Consider the following 16,253-nt stretch of genomic DNA (forward strand, 5'->3'; position numbering starts at 1 on the left):
CCGGAGCTTCGGCCGCCGGACGCTCCGCTCACAGAAACCGCACGCCGCGGACCCGTTTGCGGTCGCGGCCCGGGGCCTCGCGCTCGACGATGCCCGTCACCACGTCGGCCGCATCGTGCCAGCGGTTGACGCGGAACTTCCGGCGGTAGGTCGTCAGGTGGGCGTAGAGTTCGGGCCAGCGGAGGTTCCAGCCGCGGGGGAAACGCACGAGGTGGAGCGCCGTGGCCGAATTGGAGAGAATGCGCGCCTCCTTGTTGCCGCCCTGATGGAACCACTCGACGCGCACGCCCGGCGCAAGGGCCTGCACGGCCCGGGCGAAACCGCGGCCGCCGTTGTTGCTCTCGACGGCCGCCTGCCGCGTGTCCGAACGCACGAGCATCTCCGCAACGAGCGGCTCGGTCGCCTCCATCGGTTCGCGCGAGTAGACCGCATCGGTGATGTAAACCACCCCGTCGGCATCGACCGCATACGAAAGCGAACAGAGGTAGTCGTCGCCCGTATCGGCGGTGTCGGTGTAATTGGCCCGGCGGACGATCTCGTGCGGCAGGTCGTCGTATTCGCCAAAATTCAGCCCGTAGAGCAATCCCTCGCGGGCCGAAGGACGGCCCTGGTACATCGCCTCGAATTGCAGCGGGTCCAACCGCCGTTTGGCGGCCAGCAGCGCGGCGCCGTGCTGCTCCTCCCAGAGCGCCTCGCCCGGCCGGCGGGGATCGACCTCCGTGGGCGGCGAAGTTTTGAGGGCTTCGAAATTGAGATGCAGCCACACCCCGGAAGGCAGCGCGTCGACCTGCGACCACGTGCGCAGCTCCTCGACCGGCTCGCGCGCCGTGAGCGTGCCGATCAGGTCCTCTTCATGCCAGCGGGTGAAGACGATGAGCTCGCGCGAAGCGTTGTGCATGCGGGTGCGGACCACCGAAGTATACCACTCCCAGCAGTTGGCGCGGACAAGCGGCGAATTGGCTTCAAGCGCATCTTTATATAAATCGTCCAAAATAAAGCAGTCCACGCGGTTGCCCGTCAGCGAACCCTCACGGCCGACGGAGAGCAGACTGCCCCGGCGGCCGATGATCTCGACCTCGTCGGCCGTGCGGATGTAGCTGGGCGGCTTCGCACCCTTCTTGATTGTCGTTTCGGGAAAAAAGGCCGCATATTCCTGCGATTCGAGGATGCGCTGCACGCGGCGGTTGAACTTCGAAGCCAGCGTCCCCGAATAGGAAGCGATGGCCACCCGCTGGTCGGGATCGAGACCCAGCACATAGGCGGGAAGCAGGGTCGTCGCCCCGACGCTCTTGCCGTGCTGGGGCGGCATGGTGACTATCAGCCGCCGGATACGCCCTGCGGCAAAGGCCTCCAGCACACGGTAGTAGGCCCGGTGGAAGAATTGCAGTTCGAGGAAGGGATAGACCCCGAGGGCGAAGTCGGCGAAAGGAGGAGGTGCAGCGGATTCCGCGGCATCGGGGAGTACCAGCCCCTCGGGGAACGGCGAATCGCCGGAGAAAACCGAAAAGTCCGGGAATGCGGCATCGGACTCCAAAGGTTCCGGAGAGAGGTCGAAGGAAGATACTGCCGGGGAGCGGTTTTCGGGGCAGGACACCCGCGAAAGGCTCTCGGCAGCAGCCAGAGAAGTGTTTTCGGGGCAGGACGCCGGGGATGAATTGCCGCACGAAGAGGCTGAAACGGTGTTTCCGGGACAGGCTGCGGCGTCAGGGAACACCGCCCCGCCGTTTACAAAAACCTCTGCGGAGGAAAGCTCCGCAGAGGTCGATTCGGTTGGTTTGACCATTTTACTGATTTTTTTAGAAAAACCCTTGCGCGGCGCCGCGGCGGGCAGGTTTTTTGTCGGGGTGCGCTCCGGCGGCAGCGCCGTGCCGGGAAAGGAGGGCCGGAGCGCGGGCGGGCGTCAGAGATACGCCCGCAGGCCGGCGAACGAAAAGTCGTTCAGCACCTCGCCGCAGTCGCCGGCGGTGTGGAACTCCCACCAGACGGGGACCAGGTCCGCAATCGCGTCCCGGTCGCCTTCGGGGAGCCGCTCACGCCGCCGGTAGACGATCACCGAGGCCGTAAGCCGGCACTCCATGTCGCCGAAAGGGAACACGAGCGAGCCTGAAAAGTAACTTTCGCCGCCGACGGCCTCCGCAAGACGCGCGGCCACTTCAAGGTAAAGTTCCGATGAAACCGAATACATCATTGATAATTAATCGTTTTTTTGCAAAAGAGTTTGCAGAAGAGAATAAATTGTTTAACTTTGCAGAACAAAGATAAGTTCAAAATTTGAATTTCACGCAATAAAGTTCAAATATTTTATATAGAAAAATCCGATAACAAAGCGATGAACGAACGGGTAAAACTGATACGCAAACAGCTCGGCATGACGCAGGAGCAATTGGCTCAACGACTTGGGATCGGCAAGGCGGCCCTGTCGATGATCGAAACCGGCAAGGCGGGACTCTCGGCCCGCAACCGCAACATACTGGTTCAGGAATTGAACGTAAATCCCGAATGGCTCGAAGCCGGAAAGGGCAATATGTTCAACGCCGAACCCGACCTGACGGCCTACATGCACCGCACGGACAATTCGCTGCCGCTGCAAAGCGTGCCCCTCTACTCGATCGAGGGCACGGCGGGACTGGTTCCGCTGTTCGCCGACCAGGCGCAGACCAAACCGGTCAACTTCATCCACATCCCCAACCTCCCGAAATGCGACGGGGCGATCTACATCGTCGGCGACTCGATGTACCCGCTGCTCAAGAGCGGCGACATCGTACTGTACAAGCAACTGCGCGACATCGACGACATTTTCTGGGGCGACATGTACCTGCTGTCGATCGACATCGACGGCGAAGAGTACGTGACGGTGAAATACATCCAGAAATCCGACCGCGCGGGTTATGTGAAACTCGTGAGCCAGAACCAGCACCACGCCGACAAGGACGTGGAGATTTCGCGCATCCGCGCCATTGCGCTCGTGAAGGCAAGTATCAGGATGAATTCGATCCGTTAGCAAGAGCAGCGAAAAATCGCGCAATCTTCGATTGCCGGAAATACGGGGAGCGACAGCGGGCTTGCACGCAATGTCGCTCCCCGCTGTTTCCGGGTTCGCCGTGCGACGCGATTTTTCTTTGCCGCCGCCAGGACCGAATCGCCGACGCGGGGCGAGCGGGAACGCGAGCGAAGCAAGGTAATTCGGAGAAACACACCGCCGCCCGCAGGGAAAAGGCGAAGCGGTGCGAAACGGATGTGCGGCGAAGCGAGGCAAAAAATCGGGTCCAGTCCTGCATTTTCCCGCCCGAAGGCCCGCAAAACGCAATCAAACGGGACAACACAAATAAAATCCGATTTTGGGCAACCAATTTCGGATTTTTTTAATATCTTTGCAAAGATGAAATTGGTTTGCCAATTTAAACGCCGGTAAATATCCGCTATTTCAGCATATGACAATTATAATATAACGACCAATTATGAAAACCAATTATGAAATCCGCTATGCGGCGCATCCCGAGGATGCGAAAAACTACGACACGGCGCGCCTGCGCCGCGACTTCCTGATCGAAAAGGTATTCGCTGCCGATGAAGTGAACATGGTCTACTCGATGTACGACCGTATGGTCGTCGGAGGCGCCATGCCGGTTGCCGAGACACTCCGCCTCGAAGCCATCGATCCGCTGAAGGCCCCGTTCTTCCTGACCCGCCGCGAGATGGGTATTTACAACGTCGGAGGTCCCGGCGTGGTAAAGGCCGGTGACGCCGAATTCGAGCTCGGCTACAAAGAGGCCCTCTACCTCGGTTCGGGCGACCGCGAAGTGACCTTCGCGAGCAAGGATGCCAAGAACCCGGCGAAATTCTATTTCAACTCGCTGACGGCACACCGCAACTATCCGGACAAGAAGGTGACGAAAGCCGACGCCGTGGTGGCGCACATGGGTTCGCTCGAAGGATCGAACGACCGCAACATCAACAAGATGCTCGTAAACCAGGTGCTGCCGACCTGCCAGTTGCAGATGGGCATGACCGAGCTGCTGCCCGGAAGCGTGTGGAACACGATGCCCGCGCACGTGCACTCGCGCCGCATGGAGGCTTACTTCTATTTCGAGGTTCCCGAAGACCAGGCCGTGTGCCACTTCATGGGTGAAGTCGACGAGACGCGCCACATCTGGATGAAGGGCGACCAGGCCGTGCTGTCGCCCGAATGGTCGATCCACAGCGCCGCCGCCACGCACAACTACACCTTTATCTGGGGCATGGGCGGAGAAAACCTCGACTACGGCGACCAGGATTTCTCGAAAATCACAGACCTGAAATAACGGTCAAAAGTCCATTCCGCCCCGGTTCACAGCCTTAACATAGCAGTACGTCCCGGCCGACCGGACAAAACGTACGCCATCTCCCTCCCCGAGGGAGGGTCGGGGTGGGGTCGGCATTTGCAAATGCCGCCAAAGGCGGCAAAAACGGCGGTCCGAAACAGGATTGCAAAGAGATATAGACTGACAACCGAATAACAAAACCTAACAAAATTCTGTAACAATGGTAGACTTTTCTTTGAAAGGTAAGGTAGCGCTCGTAACGGGCGCCTCCTACGGCATCGGATTCGCGCTGGCGACGGCTTTCGCCAAGCAGGGCGCAAAGATCGTTTTCAACGACATCAAACAGGAACTCGTAGACAAAGGCCTGGCCGCTTACAAAGCCGAGGGAATCGAAGCCCACGGATACGTCTGCGACGTGACCAACGAGGAGCAGGTAAACGCCATGGTGGCGCAGATCGAAAAGGAGGTCGGCGTGGTGGACATCCTCGTGAACAACGCCGGCATCATCAAGCGCATTCCGATGATCGAGATGACCGCCGCGGAGTTCCGCCAGGTGATCGACATCGACCTCAACGGTCCGTTCATCGTTTCGAAAGCCGTCATCCCCTCGATGATCAAGAAGGGCAAGGGCAAGATCATCAACATCTGCTCGATGATGTCGGAGCTGGGCCGCGAGACCGTGTCGGCGTACGCAGCAGCCAAGGGCGGCCTGAAGATGCTGACCCGCAACATCGCATCGGAATACGGCGAATACAACATCCAGTGCAACGGCATCGGCCCGGGCTACATCGCAACGCCCCAGACCGCACCGCTGCGCGAGCGTCAGGCCGACGGATCGCGCCACCCGTTCGATTCGTTCATCGTAGCCAAGACCCCCGCAGCGCGCTGGGGCACGCCCGAAGACCTGATGGGTCCCGCGGTATTCCTCGCATCGGACGCTTCGGACTTCGTCAACGGCCACATTCTCTACGTCGACGGCGGTATCCTGGCTTACATCGGCAAGCAGCCGCAGTAAACCGGCCCTTCCTCAAGGAGAAAGACGGCACACTCCCCGGACAGTAATACATGCCGTAAAGAAACCCCTGCCTTTTCGAGGCAGGGGTTTTTACATATCACGCGCCGCGGCTTCAGGCCCACAACGCTTCGAGACGCTGTGCGACGATCTCGTCGGTGATGTAGTCGTCGTACTCCATATAGCGGTCGACCATGCCGTTGGGTGTGAGTTCGATGATGCGGTTGGCAACCGTATTCACAAATTCGTGGTCGTGGGAACTCATCAGCACATTGCCCTTGAAGTTGATCAGCGAGTTGTTGAACGCCTGGATGGATTCGAGGTCGAGGTGGTTGGTCGGAGAGTCCAGCACGAGCGTGTTGGGCTGCTGGATCATCATCTTCGAGATCATACAGCGGACCTTTTCACCGCCGGAGAGCACGCTGACCTTCTTATAGATCTCCTCGCCGCTGAACAGCATCTTGCCCAGATAACCCCGCAGGTACAACTCCGTGGTGTCGGACGAGAACTGGGCCAGCCAGTCGACGATCGAAAGCTGGCTCTCGAAATAGGGGGCATTGTTGAGCGGCAGGTAAGCGTAATTGATCGTCGTTCCCCATTCGACGACACCCTCGTCGGCCTTATCGTCGCCGACAAGTATATCGAACAGGGCCGAAACCGCACGCTGGTCGCGCGCAAGGAACGCTATTTTATCGCCCTTCTCGACCGTAAAACTGATATCGCTGAAAAGCCGTTCGCCATTGACCGTCTTGCTGAGAGAGTCGACCCCGAGAATTTTCGTGCCGGCTTCGCGTTCGGGCTGGAAAATAATGCCTGGATATTTACGCATCGAGGGCTTGATCTCCTCGATATTGAGCCGCTCGATCATCTTCTTGCGCGATGTCGTCTGCTTGGATTTGGCCACGTTGGCACTGAACCGCTGGATAAATTCTAACAACTCCTTTTTCTTCTCCTCGGCTTTCTTGTTCTGCTGCTGCTGCTGGCGCAGAGCGAGCTGGCTCGACTCGTACCAGAAACTGTAATTACCCGAGAAAAGGTTTATGTCGCTGTAATCGATATCGACCGTATGCGTACACACCGAGTCGAGGAAGTGGCGGTCGTGCGAGACGACGAGCACCGTGTTTTCGTAATTCGACAGGTAGTTTTCCAGCCACGCAATCGTCGTCCGGTCGAGGTCGTTGGTCGGCTCGTCGAGCAGCAGGTTGTCGGGTTTGCCGAACAGGGCCTGCGCCAGCAACACGCGCACCTTCTCCTTGGCGCTCAGATCGGCCATCAACTGATAATGCAGCGCCTCTTTGATGCCCAGGCTGCTCAACAGATTGGCGGCGTCGCTCTCGGCGTTCCAGCCCTGCATCTCCGCAAACTTTTCCTCCAGTTCGCCGGCCCGGAGCCCGTCCTCCTCCGAAAAATCGGGTTTGGCATACAACTCCTCTTTTTCCTTCATCGTATTCCACAACGGCTGATGCCCCATCAGCACCGTGTCGAGAACCGTATATTCGTCATACTCGAAGTGATCCTGTTTGAGCACCGACAACCGTTCGCCGGCGCCGAAAGCCACGCTGCCCCGCGACGGGGTCACCTCGCCGCTGAGCACTTTCAGAAACGTCGACTTCCCCGCACCGTTGGCGCCGATCACACCGTAGCAGTTGCCCGGCGTGAATTTGAGATTGATATCTTTGAAAAGAACCCGTTTTCCGTACTGTACCTCTAAATTTGAAACTGTAATCATCCTGAAATTCTAAATTTGAAGCTACAAAAGTAACCCAAAAGAATGAGTAAACCGAGCCGAAGCGGAAAAATCGGCAAAATTAAATCCCCGCTGTATGCCGGAATACACCCGAAGACCCCGAATCTCCGACGGAATCGGGGCCGGCGTTTGCAAAAAATTTTAATAAAGTTTCCGGTTTCAGTTGTGACGCCGGGAACGGCTTTTAATTAACGGCCGGCCGGAAAAGGTTTTATTTGAATTACAAACTGTTAGCATTCCGGAACAAAAAGAATTTGCAAACAGCCGGCAAAAACCTAAAAAATCGACTGAAAAAGACTAATTTAACAATTTATTTAATATATTTGCATAATATAGGATGCGGTTCGGCATAGAGTGCGAACGAGTTCGCCGCTTTGCCCTTACCTTTCGCTATATGTGTGAAATCGTTGTTATAAACATCTAATCTGAAACCAAAAATCATGGAACAATCAAAAGTGCGGGAGTTGCAGGATGTCGTTATACGCTTTTCGGGCGATTCGGGCGACGGCATGCAGCTTACGGGCACGCTCTTTTCCGACACTTCGGCACTGCTGGGAAACGGTATCTCGACCTTCCCCGACTACCCCGCCGAGATTCGCGCCCCGCAGGGAACCGTTGCAGGCGTTTCGGGCTTTCAGGTACATTTCGGCGACCACCGCGAGCTGAATCCCGGCGATTACTGCGACGTACTGGTGGCGATGAACCCCGCGGCGCTCAAGGCCAACCGCAAATGGCTCAAACCGGGTGCGACGGTCATCCTCGACGGCGATTCGATCACCGAAGAACATCTCAAAAAAGCGGGATTCGCAACCCTCGACCCGCTGGCGGAGCTCAAGTTAGACGAATATAACGTCGTGATCCCCGACATCACTTCCATGACGCGCGAGGCGCTCAAAGAGACCGGGCTCGACAACAAGGCGATCGTCAAGTGCAAAAACATGTTCGCACTGGGCATCTGCTTCTGGCTGTTCGACCGTCCGGAGGAGTACGCCCTCAAATACCTCGACGGCAAATTCGCCAAGAAAAACCCCGCCGTGGCCCAGGCCAACAAGCTGGCCATCGCGGCAGGTTACAACTATGCGGCCAACACCCACCAGTTCGCCAATAACTACACCGTAGCCCCAGCTCCCCGGGAGAAGGGAACCTATCGCTCGATCAACGGCAACGTAGCCACGGCATGGGGCCTGTGCGCCGCCGCCGAAAAGGCGGGGCTGCCGCTCTTCTGCGGTTCGTATCCCATCACCCCGGCCACGGTGATCCTCGAAGAGCTGGCCAAGCGCAAGGATCTCGGGGTCAAGACCGTGCAGGCCGAGGACGAGATCGCCGGCATCTGCACCGCCATCGGTGCGGCGTTCGCGGGCAATTTCGCCGTGACGACCACTTCGGGCCCCGGCCTGTCGCTCAAGAGCGAGGCGCTGGGCCTGGCGGTGATGACCGAACTGCCGCTGGTCGTCGTGGACGTACAGCGCGGAGGTCCCTCGACGGGTCTTCCGACGAAAACCGAGCAGAGCGACCTTTCGCAGGCCCTGTACGGCCGTAACGGCGAATGCCCGGTAATCGTCGTAGCGGCATCGTCGCCCAGCGACTGTTTCCACTACGCATTCGAAGCCGGACGCCTCGCCATGGAGCACATGACGCCCGTTATCCTTTTGACCGACGGATTCATCGCCAACGGTTCGGAGCCGTGGCGCATCCCCGAGATGAAGGACTACCCCGCTATCTGCCCGCCGATCGTCGACGAAGCCCCTGAAGGCGGATTCATGCCCTACGTGCGCAACGAAAAACTGGCCCGCGGCTGGGCATTCCCCGGCAAAAAGGGACTGGAGCACCGCGTGGGCGGCCTAGAGAAAGACTGTGTGAAGGGCTGTATCTCGCACGATCCGTCCAACCACCAGAAGATGACCGACACCCGTTCGGCGAAGGTGGCGAAAGTGGCCGAGGACATCCCCGCACAGGGAGTCTGGGGCGACGCAGAGGGCGACCTGCTGGTCGTAGGCTGGGGTGGTACGCGCGGCCACCTGCAGAACGCCGTGGACGAGATGCGCAAGGAAGGCAGGAAAGTTTCGCTGTGCCACTTCAACTACATCAACCCGCTGCCGAAAGGCGTGCGCGAGATTTTCGCCCGGTTCGGGAAGATCGTGGTCTGCGAACTCAACGAAGGCCAGTTCGCCAACTACCTGCGCCAGAACTTCCAGGAGTTCAGCTACGAACAGTACAACAAGTGCGAGGGACTCCCCTTCACGGTTGTAGAACTTAAAAAGAAATTCGAATCCTTACTGAAGTAACCATGGCAGACTACAAATACACCCCTGCGGATTTCAAAAGCGACCAGGAGGTACGCTGGTGTCCCGGATGCGGCGACCACGCCATCCTGAGTGCCGTGCAGCGCGCACTGCCCGAAATAGCCGACGCGCTCGACACGCCCCACAACCTGTTTACGTTCGTCTCGGGCATCGGATGCTCGTCGCGTTTCATCTACTACATGAAGACCTTCGGGTTCCACTCCGTGCACGGACGCGCCAATGCCATAGCGACGGGCGTGAAGACGGCGAACCCGCGCCTGAGCGTCTGGGTGACGACAGGCGACGGCGACTCGCTGGCCATCGGCGGCAACCACTTTATCCACGCCATCCGCCGCAACGTGGACCTCAACGTCATCCTGTTCAACAACGAGATTTACGGTCTTACCAAAGGCCAGTACTCGCCCACGTCGAAACTGGGCAAGATCACGAAGACCTCGCCTTACGGAACGGTCGAGAAGCCGTTCAACCCCGGCGAACTGGTGATCGGCTCGAAAGGCACGTTCTTCGCCCGTTCGATCGACATGGAAGTCGGGCTTTCGAAGGAATGTATGATCGCCGCAGCCAAGCACAAAGGCATGTCGGTGATCGAAGTCCTGCAAAACTGCGTGATCTTCAACGACAAAACACACTATGCGTTTGCGGCCGACAAGGCTACGCGCGCCGAGCACACCGTGACGCTGCGCCACGGCGAGAAGATGCTGTTCGGGGCCAACAACGAAAAGGGAATCGTCTTCGAGAACATGAAACTCAAAGTCGTGACCGTAGGCCAGGACGGCTACACGCTGGACAATGTGCTGACGCACGACGCCCACGAACGCGACACGACGCTGCACTCGATGCTCGCAGGCATGAAATACCCCGAATACCCGGTTGCCCTGGGTGTAATCCGTGCAGTCGAGGACGACACGGTTTACGACCGCGCCGTAGAAAAGCAGGTCGAGGAGGTCAAAGCGGCCAGCAAGATTCACTGCATGGACGACCTGCTCCGCTCGGGAGCGACATGGGAGGTGGAATAAACACCCGATATATCGATGAAAAAAGCGTCGGAACTTCTCGGAGTTCCGGCGCTTTTTCAAATTTCAAATTTCAAATTTCGGATTGTCCGGATTGTCCGGATTGTCCGGATTGTCCGGATTGCCGGTTACCGTTTGCCGGCGGTTGCACGGAACCCTTTACCCGGTAACCGCGTTACTGTTTTTTGCCGAGCAGAGTACCGTCGATAATCTTGCGCATCTCCTCGATGCCCATGGCCCCGTTGGCATGCTGCGGCTCGCCGTTCATCGGGATAAAGATAAAGGTCGGGATGCTGCGGATCTTAAACAGTGCAGCGAGACGTTTTTCCTTGTCGACATCCACCTTATAAACCCGCACGCGGCCCTCGTACTCCCCGGCCAGGGTCTCCATAACCGGAGACATCATCTTGCAGGGACCGCACCAAGTGGCATAAAAATCAATGACGGCAGGCAGGTCGCCGTTGTACTTCCAGGCTTCGTTTGCGGAGAAATCGAAGATTTGCGTCTTGAACTCCGCGGTCGTCAGTTCGATTGCTTTCATATTTTTCGTTTTTTGAGTGTCGTCGGATCGTTGTGCGGCAACAGGCAGGCCAAGCAGCACAGCCGCCGCAAGAAAGGTTGTTTTCAGGGTTGCGGTTATCCGCCGCCGTAAGGTCGCGGCTCCGGGATTCAGCTCTTTTTGCGTTTTCATAATCATATCGTTTTTTGATAATGCAAAGATCGTGACCGAATGCCCTGCGGGAAATAGCCAAACCACCGGAAAGATTGGCAAAATTTCCTTTGCGGCCATTTCACGGCATTCCGACAACCCTTCCGGAGTATTGCGGAAAGTGGTTCGGAGCGTTTTTTCGAAAAAAATTCGTCAATAAAACGGATTTTCCGGGCCGAAAATTGTGGAAATAAAAAAATCCGATTATCTTTGCACCCACAACAAGGGGGATTAGCTCAGTTGGCTAGAGCGCTTGCATGGCATGCAAGAGGTCACCAGTTCGACCCTGGTATTCTCCACCACTCAAAAAGCCTCGAAATATAGCCTTCAAAGGCATATTGAGGAGATTTCAGGAGAGATCATCGGAAGATGGTCTCTCTTTCTTTTTCCAAAATGGAGTAAAAATTTCGCCATTTTTCATATATTTGTTTTACGATTGTTTTACGAAAACGGGGGAAATCTATGCCAACTTTCAAAATTTCTGTACTAAAACATCAGTTGCGACGTGATGGGAAACTACCAGTGTCAATCAGGGTAACACATAATCGTGAATCTGCATATTTAAAAACTGATTTCTACGTTTTACCCAAACAAGTATCTCCGGACTATAAAAGTATACATGATGCTAACGTAGTGCGCCAGATTGATCGTGATATTATTGAATATGAGAGAATTTATTACTTAGTGGAAAAAACGGCTAAAGTGACCCCTTAAAAACGGGGAAAGATGACCTCCTAAAGTTGCTGAGCAAAAATAGTAAAAAGTTGTTGTCCGGATTGGGGTCTAAAAGGATGTGATTTTGCCCGGGTTAAACAACATTTTTCTGTAGGTCTTTTATCCCGGTTTATTGCGAGAACCCTACTTAGTTCTCGCCCATAAAACGGTCGGGATTGTGTCGACCAACACTACAAAGATAATAATGGGCTATAAAAGAACAAGAGTAGATCTTTTACACGTCGCAGGCGTCTATCCATAGGCATTTTCTGATTTAGATTTTCTTTTCCTTATCGACTCGCCGAAGAGTTCGACGCGAAGCGAGTGGTGTACGATGCGGTCGAGTACGGCGTCGGCGATAGTCTTCTCGCCGATCACGTCGTACCAGTCCTTGACTGGGATCTGCCATGTGATCATTGTCGACCGACGCTGATGCCGGTCTTCGATGATGTCCATCAGTATGCCGCGCGACTGAGCGTCGAGCGGTTGCATACAGAAGTCGTCGAGGATCAGCATGTCGACCCGCTCGATGCGTTTGAGGTCGGCCAGTATAGTGCCCTTAGCCTTGGATATCTTGAGTTGGCTCATCAGTTTGGCCGTACTTGCATACATTGCCCGGAAGCCGTCCTGGCAGGCCTTATAGCCGAGCGCGGTGGCCAGATAACTCTTACCTGTCCCGGTTGGACCGGTAATGATTAGGTCCTTGTGGTCGCGCACGAACTCCATAGCGGCAAGCCGCTCGACCTGATTACGGTCGAGGCCCCGTTCGAAGGTATAGTCGACATCATCCAGTGCAGCGTTGTAACGGAACTGGGCGGCTCTGACCGCACGCTCCACAGCCCGGTTTTTACGATTATCGAACTCGCTTTGAACCAGGTGCGATACGAACTGGTCTTGGGTCATCTTTTCTTTGATGGTGTTCTCCAGCGAGGTCTTAAAAGCGTCATGCATGCCGAACAGGCGCATCTGGCGCAGTTTCTCTAAGGTCTGATTGTTCATAGTTTTATGGATTAAGTATTTATTTATAGTACTCTTTGCCTCTGATGTTCTCGTGTTCAGGCATATCGGCAGGCTCCTCCGGAAGGTCTATCGCTTCGGATTTATTCTGAAGTATATCCTGTATCTCCCGGAAACTGTACTTGCCGTAACTGTCGGCCAGTCGGCAAGCCGCTGCCAGACGGTCGGGCCCCACTTTACGGGCGAAGTTCAGGATGCCCGAACATATCTTGTTGGCCTGATCCTGATAGCGGGTTTTCTCCAGTATTCTGCGGATATAATGCTCCACGTCTTCATGTATGGCGGCAGCCTGCTGGATGAACCGCTCGGGCGACCACTCCATCACCGCGCGATGCTTTGGACAAAGGTGTTCGGTAACGGTAGTGTAGCGGTAGTTATGGCGGTCGCGGGTATGATGGGCTATGATGTCGTAGTTGTAGCGAATCTCCACGTCGGTAGCTGTATAAGACAACTGTACTTTCTTGCCGATGTAGGTGTGTGGAACGCTGTAGTAGTGGATGTCTTCGTGAAGACGAGCATAGCCGTATTTGTCGACCGTAGTCATGATATGCTTCTTCATCTGGTAACGGATAGGGTTCAGAGGCCCGAGAGCTTCCTGTTCTACATCCTCGAAGTAATCCCGACGGGAGTAGTTGCGCCGTGGACGGTTCTGGTTGTTATGTTTCTCAAGAGCCGCACGGATAGCTATGTTAAGTGACCGCAGATCGGGACAGTTTGCTCCGTTTTTGGTGGGTCATTTTCGACCGTTTTATAGTGGTCACTTTTATCCGTTTTCGGCGGGTCATTTTAAACCGTCGCTACTGGGTCAATTTTACCGTGTTTTCCACTTACGGACTTGCAGGCCAAGTTCTTTAGCCTGCTTGAAGGTTACGAATACAGGACTCTGGTAGCCCTTAACCTCCGTAAGCATGAGCAACGTCAGAATGTTCGCGCCAGTATAATTCCTTCCGGAAACAATGTTGTAGGGAAGAATACCCTGCCCGAAGATCCACGGTTTCTGCCAGGATTCGGTCATGGACTCGATCTTTGCGATCATCAGCTCCGCGAAATGAGAAGAGATCTTCTCGATAACTTCAGAATGTGACATAACGTAAATGCAGACTTTATCCTCCTGCGCTGGAGTTCTACACTGCCTGAAACGCTCAGAACAGCGATGCGGCTCCAGCCGATCCGGGCGACTGCTCTGAAGGCAAGGACCCGGAAGGAAATATTTGCCGTCGAGGCATCGACGAGCGTAGCGGACCAATATTTCCGCATCGGGCCAGGCAACCAGCCTTACCAGGCTGGTCGATCCTTGCCGCTGTCGCCGGGATTTCGGTTACCTTCGCATCTATGTTGTGAGTGAGTAATACCGCTCTCCCCCGGACGACGAGTTCGCTTGCCGATCGCTGTCGGCCGCGAGCTGGGCCCGGCAGCATGGTCGCCGGGCTGCGCGAGTTCAGGGGGCTCGGAGGCCGTGCATCAAGATCGCAGATCCGAACGGCAAAATAACCGGCAGTTGCCGGCAGCCGGTCATGGCCAGAACCGTTGACTAACACAAACAAGCATAATATACCCCACACAAATCTTAATAAATGAACCCATGAAATTTGGCTATATCAGTTCTTAGCAAATAAAACTGTAAAAAATACGACTCATTTGTATGTCTATTATTAGAGTTAAAGGTCTTTTATAAAACAGATAAAGTATTTTTAGGTAAAATACTATTTCAAAAACCACAAATAACCTAAAAACATTTGCCTATGAAAAACATTTTACTACGCATGTCATTGATAATTTGGACTGCGTTGCTGATTTCATGTTCTGAAGACAGAACAGAAATACCCGACAAGAAAAAAAAGAAAGATCGGGATAATATATCCCTAACCATTGAGGATGCACATGCTTGTTTCTCACAAACTCTTTTAGGTTTAAAGGCTCAAACACGAATTTCAACTCATTCAATAGAGAGTTCCGCTCAAAGCTTTGAGCCTGGAAATTATACTCCAGACTGGTCTAAAGCTATTATTTCCGCTAATGATAGTATAGAAAGTGTTGATGTGCCTATCCTTGCAGAATATTTATATACTGTTACCATTTATGACAAATTAAGAGATTCGGTGAAACACACAAAATTATACAATACAGCTATCGCTCAAAAGCTAGTTACCGTTCGGAATAAAAAAGATAGTGTTACAGGTTGTTATATTATGACAATAATTCCGGCTAAAATATCTGCTAGTTCTGATTACAATAAAGTAAATGATTCTTTTTTTAACGGCGGGGTTAACTCAAGTTTTTCCGGGTTAATTCATTACGCATCAATAAAAGACAATTCAACAGTAAGGGTGGATTATTACGAACAAGGCGATAAAAGGCTTGCGGCATCCTGCTACGATACAGAAACAACTGAAACAGATAAAATAACTTTTATATCATCAATACTTTCAGGAGCTGAGTTTTATCAATTAAATTCCACTCCTATCGAAGAAGTTGTTATCCCCGGGTGGCGGCCCCATAAACCAGATATCGTATTACCATGGCACCCAACCTACCCTGATCCAAACCCAGGCGGTGGCGGCGGAACGACTGGCGGGAGTCTGGTCGGAGGTGGTGGTACTGGCTCTGGTAGTGAAAATGAAGACGACTATAATGACGATATTAAACATCATACTGACTACAAAATTCAGTTCTCCGTTTCTGCTACTACAATTGAAGTTCTTGACAAAATGTATTTATCTGCAACTGTAGAACCCATTAAAACAATAGAACAGTCAGTACCCTCGAATATTTACTACGATTGGCAGATTGCGTATAATAATGATTGGAAATCGATACTTGGTGATGGTTCGAATTGGGTAAGGTTTGCCCCTCCTTTGCCTGGCAAATTTCGTTTCCGGGTTATCGTTACTATCGATTACACTGATAAATACGTCAGTGATCCTATTGAGGTAGATGTAATTTTCCCATCATTCGATGACATCATAGGAGCAAATGCTCAACTTATTGATGAATTGTGGACTAAATCAAAAAACGCATGCAATCCAAGAACATTCCGTGAATATGGAACTGTCATATACTTAGATACTCGCACCGAAGAAAAAGGATTATATGATTACGAGCTATTCACAGGTCCAGAGGCTCCATCCGATGGTACACAAGGAGCCCATGTTCAAGTGAAGTATTCAATATATACAAATCCTGATCCTCGGAATGGGATGCGGATACCAGTCGTGGCAATCCATACTCATCCGCCTTTAGTTTATGTCAATTCTGCAATATATAGAACCCCTGGTCCCTCACCAGCCGATATTCAAGAAGGAGATGTCTCTGAAATATCACAGATGGTATATGATTATACAAGTGGACAAGGAGGTACACCAATAGACGCTCCTGCAAAGTTGTATGCTTACGGCAAACATTATAATGGAAGACCGGTTATGCCTAAATATTAATAT

Annotated in this window: 14 protein-coding genes and 1 tRNA gene; 8 read left to right on the forward strand and 7 right to left on the reverse strand. The window is 53.8% G+C overall.

All coding sequences use genetic code 11. From position 1 onward, the window contains the following. Nucleotides 1-28: 28 nt before the first annotated feature. Together terL and KG007_RS08555 are read right to left on the reverse strand one after the other, a co-directional pair. Complete coding sequence (gene terL / locus KG007_RS08550) at nt 29-1,783, reverse strand: phage terminase large subunit (protein WP_249413285.1); 1,755 nt, start codon at nt 1,781-1,783, stop codon at nt 29-31. A 117-nt stretch (nt 1,784-1,900) separates the two neighbouring features. Next, entirely contained in the window at nt 1,901-2,188 is a 288-nt protein-coding gene (locus KG007_RS08555) for a hypothetical protein (RefSeq protein ID WP_195461714.1), read from the reverse strand. Nucleotides 2,189-2,329: 141 nt separating this feature from the next. Between KG007_RS08555 and KG007_RS08560 the strand changes: the two genes are divergently transcribed. From KG007_RS08560 to KG007_RS08570, 3 genes are all read left to right on the forward strand, one after another. Next, a complete protein-coding gene (locus KG007_RS08560; protein ID WP_195461713.1) occupies nt 2,330-3,001 on the forward strand; it encodes an XRE family transcriptional regulator in 672 nt (223 codons plus the stop codon). A 457-nt stretch (nt 3,002-3,458) separates the two neighbouring features. Next, nucleotides 3,459-4,301 (forward strand): 5-dehydro-4-deoxy-D-glucuronate isomerase, encoded by an 843-nt coding sequence (kduI, locus tag KG007_RS08565; protein WP_213348162.1) that lies wholly within the window; start codon nt 3,459-3,461, stop codon nt 4,299-4,301. A gap of 220 nt (nt 4,302-4,521) precedes the next feature. Next, nucleotides 4,522-5,316, forward strand: a complete 795-nt coding sequence (locus tag KG007_RS08570; protein ID WP_213348164.1) for a gluconate 5-dehydrogenase — start codon at nt 4,522-4,524, stop codon at nt 5,314-5,316. A gap of 112 nt (nt 5,317-5,428) precedes the next feature. Here the strand turns inward: KG007_RS08570 and KG007_RS08575 are convergent, their stop codons facing one another. Continuing rightward, nucleotides 5,429-7,042, reverse strand: coding sequence for an ABC-F family ATP-binding cassette domain-containing protein (locus tag KG007_RS08575; protein ID WP_213348166.1), 1,614 nt, complete (start codon nt 7,040-7,042; stop codon nt 5,429-5,431). A gap of 458 nt (nt 7,043-7,500) precedes the next feature. Between KG007_RS08575 and KG007_RS08580 the strand changes: the two genes are divergently transcribed. Further along, nucleotides 7,501-9,345, forward strand: a complete 1,845-nt coding sequence (locus KG007_RS08580) for a 2-oxoacid:acceptor oxidoreductase subunit alpha (RefSeq protein WP_213348168.1) — start codon at nt 7,501-7,503, stop codon at nt 9,343-9,345. Nucleotides 9,346-9,347: 2 nt separating this feature from the next. Then, the gene (locus KG007_RS08585; RefSeq protein ID WP_213348170.1) at nt 9,348-10,379 is read left to right on the forward strand and encodes a 2-oxoacid:ferredoxin oxidoreductase subunit beta; all 1,032 of its coding nucleotides are present in this window, start codon (nt 9,348-9,350) and stop codon (nt 10,377-10,379) included. Nucleotides 10,380-10,551: 172 nt separating this feature from the next. Here KG007_RS08585 and trxA read toward each other — a convergent pair whose 3' ends face one another. After that, nucleotides 10,552-11,166 carry a thioredoxin gene (gene trxA, locus KG007_RS13955; protein ID WP_249413286.1) on the reverse strand — a complete coding sequence of 205 codons (615 nt, stop codon included), beginning with the start codon at nt 11,164-11,166 and terminating at the stop codon, nt 10,552-10,554. Between the two features lie 144 nt (nt 11,167-11,310). On the opposite strand from trxA, the gene KG007_RS08595 reads away from it, so the two are divergent. Both KG007_RS08595 and KG007_RS08600 read left to right on the forward strand, forming a co-directional pair. Beyond that, nucleotides 11,311-11,387: transfer RNA gene (locus KG007_RS08595), tRNA-Ala, on the forward strand. Between the two features lie 160 nt (nt 11,388-11,547). After that, nucleotides 11,548-11,799: an Arm DNA-binding domain-containing protein gene (locus tag KG007_RS08600; protein ID WP_213348172.1), complete on the forward strand. Its 252-nt coding sequence runs from the start codon at nt 11,548-11,550 to the stop codon at nt 11,797-11,799. A 252-nt stretch (nt 11,800-12,051) separates the two neighbouring features. On the opposite strand, the gene istB is transcribed toward KG007_RS08600, so the two are convergent. The 3 genes from istB to KG007_RS08615 form a co-directional block, all read right to left on the reverse strand. Continuing rightward, nucleotides 12,052-12,798 (reverse strand): IS21-like element helper ATPase IstB, encoded by a 747-nt coding sequence (istB, locus tag KG007_RS08605; RefSeq protein WP_213348174.1) that lies wholly within the window; start codon nt 12,796-12,798, stop codon nt 12,052-12,054. A 19-nt stretch (nt 12,799-12,817) separates the two neighbouring features. Beyond that, nucleotides 12,818-13,519: a Mu transposase domain-containing protein gene (locus tag KG007_RS08610; RefSeq protein WP_394369667.1), complete on the reverse strand. Its 702-nt coding sequence runs from the start codon at nt 13,517-13,519 to the stop codon at nt 12,818-12,820. Nucleotides 13,520-13,627: 108 nt separating this feature from the next. After that, nucleotides 13,628-13,903 (reverse strand): ArdC family protein, encoded by a 276-nt coding sequence (locus KG007_RS08615; protein ID WP_213348178.1) that lies wholly within the window; start codon nt 13,901-13,903, stop codon nt 13,628-13,630. A 655-nt stretch (nt 13,904-14,558) separates the two neighbouring features. Here KG007_RS08615 and KG007_RS08620 point away from each other — a divergent pair. Further along, a complete protein-coding gene (locus tag KG007_RS08620) occupies nt 14,559-16,250 on the forward strand; it encodes a hypothetical protein (RefSeq protein ID WP_213348180.1) in 1,692 nt (563 codons plus the stop codon). The last annotated feature ends 3 nt before the right edge of the window (nt 16,251-16,253 follow it).

This window comes from Alistipes montrealensis (assembly GCF_018362775.1).
In the GTDB taxonomy this organism is placed as follows: domain Bacteria; phylum Bacteroidota; class Bacteroidia; order Bacteroidales; family Rikenellaceae; genus Alistipes; species Alistipes montrealensis.